Genomic DNA, 3,724 nt, shown 5'->3' on the forward strand with positions numbered 1-3,724 from the left:
TATAATAAAAAACAGTTGTAAAAATTAAAACGCTCATAAAGGATCTTTAAAATCCTGTTATAAGCGTTTTTTTATTGACTAAAAAACGACTCTAATCAAAATAAGTGAAGTTTTTCAGTGCCCTCGTAAATACGACACTAGGTTTTTGGGTTTCAATTAGGATGATGGAAATAAGAGAATGCTAAAAATGAAATCCTGTAGTTTCTTGATTTAATTTTTTAAATTTTGATAAGTGTGTCTTGATAGCTGTGTTTTATAAAGCTTATAACTCAGTAAACGGATCAACTCCATTATTGATTTCCTTGATGGACTGCCCTGTTCGAACGTTTTCAAGTTGTAGATCCAATAAACCTTTGTGACTTGTGGCGATTTTTACGTTATTTGGAAATGTTTTCCAATCTTCCCAACTGGTTTCTAGACCGCCAACAGGAATAATACTAACCCACATTCTCCAAGTTTTTGGAAGATAGTTTTCATCTACTAACCATACATAAGAATCTCCAGGTGTGCTTCCGCCAGATGCGTAAGTGACCATAAGTGCCTCTTGCTTATCCTGCATCACAATACTTCTTGTAGTACCAGCATCTCGTAATTTGAAGGGAGCAATGAGCCAGAATGAATCATTATTAAAGTAATCGTTCGCTTTTTTTATGGCATCCATTTTTTGGGAGTTGGTTAGTTTCTCTTTGTCTTCATAAGCAACACCTTCTAAGGTTTTATTGTTGTAAATCACTTTTTTATCATCCCATTTTACCTGAACTAAATCTTGCTTTTTGTCCCACAGATAATTATGATTTCCTCTAAAGCTAAAAGAAATTGCGGCGGTCGTATCCCATGCTTTTTGATTGATAGCTGCTTGAATTTTATCAGTAAGTTCTTCGGCTTTAAGACCTTGTTGTCCTATTGGCAATGGTTTGCTTATAAAACACAAAAATCCTATGATAGAGATAATTAGGATAAAAATAATGAAGCCTGTTATTTTGAGGAATTTTTTCATTGTACTAAAAATGGATTTTCTTTAAAAATGGTTCCCAAATATAGCCAAATCAGATGGTTTGAAGAGCTTGTTTGTTGTTTTGTTTGGAAATGGAATAGGGTTTTGCTGTAAAAAGCAAAACCAATTGTATTTTGGTTTGTTGTGGTATTTGGAGTTATTATTAAACCAAAACTTTTTCTGTCTCTTCAGTAAGTTCTACCGTGTTTTCTATATTCCACTCGCCTTCAATCATGCGGTGAACGTAGCAAGCATCAGCTTGTTTTAGTAATTCCCTTTTTTGTTCCGCAGTTAAGTCGCCTTCAATTTTAATTTTAGCAGTAACATGAGTACTTAGCTTTCCAGCTTCTCCACGTTTTACGTTCAGTTCAAATTCGCCGTCGACTTCTCCGATTTCCCATTTATTTTTCCTTGCGATGTAGCGTACTGTTGCCAGCTTGCACATTGCAATACTAGACAGTATGAGATCCTCTGGTGAGAATCCTAAGTCGGTTCCTGCGCTTGCGACTGGTTCATCGCCCACAATGGCGTGCCTACCGTTTGTAATTAAGGATTGGTATCCCGTAGTTAGGTTTTTTATATTTATTTTCTTTCCCATTTTTATTCTTTTTTGAAGTTTTTTATTTCAGTTACAATCTCTTTTGTGGTAAAAACGTGGCTAGCAATCATCTGAAAATTAACTAAAGCCGCTTCGTAACCATTTAATCCAGGCAAAATAGCTGCCGCTGTTGCGTCTTTTACTACTGCAACCTTAAAACCGGATTCTATTAAGTCTCTCATATGAGATTCTGTACATAAATTGGCTGACATACCCGCTAAGATTACGTTATCAAAACCATGTTTTCTTAATTGTAAAGCCAAATCATTTGATTCTGGCCCATATATTTTATGAGGACTAGTCACGATTACGTTTGCTTCTCCAATGTATTTTTTATATTGGTCTAGCCAATCAGCACCTGAGTTTTCAAAACCTACGGTTGTTAGTACACCTGTTCTATCAAACATATTGATTTTATGCATCAGGGCTTCTAGGGAACCCTCAATTTGCCAATTGTGATCGTGTTTGAAATAGTAGTGTGGAGATACAAAAACAGTAATATTTCGTTCTTTTGCAACTTTAAAAATTTGTGCTAAGTTTTCTACCGTATTGTTCCTCATTACACTCTCTCCCACTACACCCCAGGTTGCGCCTTCTGGACTAAGGAAATCATTTTGAGGGTCGGTAATAACAATTGCGGTTCTTGCATCTACTTCGAAACCAGGGTCTGGTAATTGAGCAGTTATTTGATTTACAAATAATAATGCTAATGCTAGTAATTTTATATTTTTCATAATTTTAATTTTCTAATATGTTGTTTAAGTGACTTGTTAATGCTGATTTGCTTTGCACTCCATTTTGAGTAGCTACAACTTCTCCGTTCTTAAAATAGAATAAGGCAGGAATGCTTCTTACTTTAAATTGAGCAGCTAGCTCTGGATTTTTGTCTACATTAATTTTTGAAATCACCGCTTTTCCATCAAAGTCTGTCGCTAATTCTTCAAGTGCAGGATGCAAAGCCTTACAAGGGCCACACCAATCAGCAAAGAAATCTACTAGCACTACCTCGTTTGTGTTTATGGTCGTTTCAAAATTGGATTTGTCTAAATTTTGTATCATTTTTCTTCGATTTTTATTTGTGCAAAGGATTATAATTTCAATCCTTTGCACAATTATTAATTACAATTCTACTGCTATTGGGAAATCAATAGGTACTTCAGTCACGTTATGAAGAAGATTGGTGACGGTAATAATCCCAATTGCCACGATTAAGTCAACCAAGTTTTCTTTAGTATAACCCGCGGCATGAAAATCACTCAAAGAATCGGCTCCTATTTGTCCGTTGGTGGCTGCAATGCGTTGTGCAGTTTGTGCTAAAACATTGGTTTTGCTATCCCAGCTTGCTACTCCTTTTCTGAGTTCAATTATTTGATCGTCCGTAAAGCCGTTCATTTTCCCAGTAGCCGTATGCGCTGATTGGCAATACTTACATCCGTTTAACTCACTAACGGCCAAGTTGACTACTTCTTTTTGTTTGTTGTTTAATGAGGTTGCTGCTCCCAAAAATTGCATGTAGCTAGCCAAGGCATTTTTAGAATGCGCCATCGCTGCGTAAATGTTGGGAACAAATCCCACGCCTTTTTCTAGGTTATCAAAAATGGCTTGATTGTTTTCAGAAACTTCTTCTCTTGTTGGTACGTTGAAATTTGACATGATTTTATTTTTAGTGTAAATTAATAATTAAATGAATAAGTTGTTTTCGTCACAACAGTTATCCGTGTTTGCCATATTCTGGCAAAAATTGTCTGATGTTACTGGAATTAGCTGTGGTGTTTTATTTAGAGCATTAAAACCTAAAATGTTTTTAAAGCCTTCGATAATTTTATGTATTGTTTTCATAATCTCTATTGTTTCTTTTTGTTGGTACAAAGGTGCGAAGAAAGCCAAGCTAGAAGTTAGGCCGCATTTCCTGTAGAATTGTTCATTCTTCCCTTAACTCTTTTTTAGTTTTAGGAGCAGATGTTTTGGTTGTTTTAGAAAATGGAGTCCGCTTTTCGTTTCAAATGAAATTCATTGAACTCCGATGAAGTTATAAGTATTGTGAAGTAATCTTTTTATTTGCTGAATTCAAGTTACTAATGCAACTTTTTGGTTAAACATATAATTTGGTGTTTCAAAATTAAATCTTTTTC

Annotated in this window: 6 protein-coding genes; all 6 read right to left on the reverse strand. The window is 35.2% G+C overall.

What is annotated here, in order from left to right:
• Positions 1–262: 262 nt before the first annotated feature.
• A complete protein-coding gene (locus ACEN2H_RS15510) occupies positions 263–997 on the reverse strand; it encodes a hypothetical protein (protein WP_441733941.1) in 735 nt (244 codons plus the stop codon).
• A 160-nt stretch (positions 998–1,157) separates the two neighbouring features.
• The gene (locus tag ACEN2H_RS15515; protein WP_441733942.1) at positions 1,158–1,592 is read right to left on the reverse strand and encodes an OsmC family protein; all 435 of its coding nucleotides are present in this window, start codon (positions 1,590–1,592) and stop codon (positions 1,158–1,160) included.
• 2 nt (positions 1,593–1,594) lie between these two features.
• The gene (locus ACEN2H_RS15520; protein WP_441733944.1) at positions 1,595–2,326 is read right to left on the reverse strand and encodes a cysteine hydrolase; all 732 of its coding nucleotides are present in this window, start codon (positions 2,324–2,326) and stop codon (positions 1,595–1,597) included.
• Between the two features lie 4 nt (positions 2,327–2,330).
• The gene (gene trxA, locus ACEN2H_RS15525) at positions 2,331–2,651 is read right to left on the reverse strand and encodes a thioredoxin (protein WP_441733946.1); all 321 of its coding nucleotides are present in this window, start codon (positions 2,649–2,651) and stop codon (positions 2,331–2,333) included.
• 60 nt (positions 2,652–2,711) lie between these two features.
• A complete protein-coding gene (locus ACEN2H_RS15530) occupies positions 2,712–3,245 on the reverse strand; it encodes a carboxymuconolactone decarboxylase family protein (protein ID WP_441733948.1) in 534 nt (177 codons plus the stop codon).
• A 27-nt stretch (positions 3,246–3,272) separates the two neighbouring features.
• Positions 3,273–3,431: a hypothetical protein gene (locus ACEN2H_RS15535; protein ID WP_441733951.1), complete on the reverse strand. Its 159-nt coding sequence runs from the start codon at positions 3,429–3,431 to the stop codon at positions 3,273–3,275.
• Positions 3,432–3,724: the final 293 nt, after the last annotated feature.

The organism is Flavobacterium sp. W22_SRS_FP1, from assembly GCF_052113685.1.
Classification (GTDB): domain Bacteria; phylum Bacteroidota; class Bacteroidia; order Flavobacteriales; family Flavobacteriaceae; genus Flavobacterium.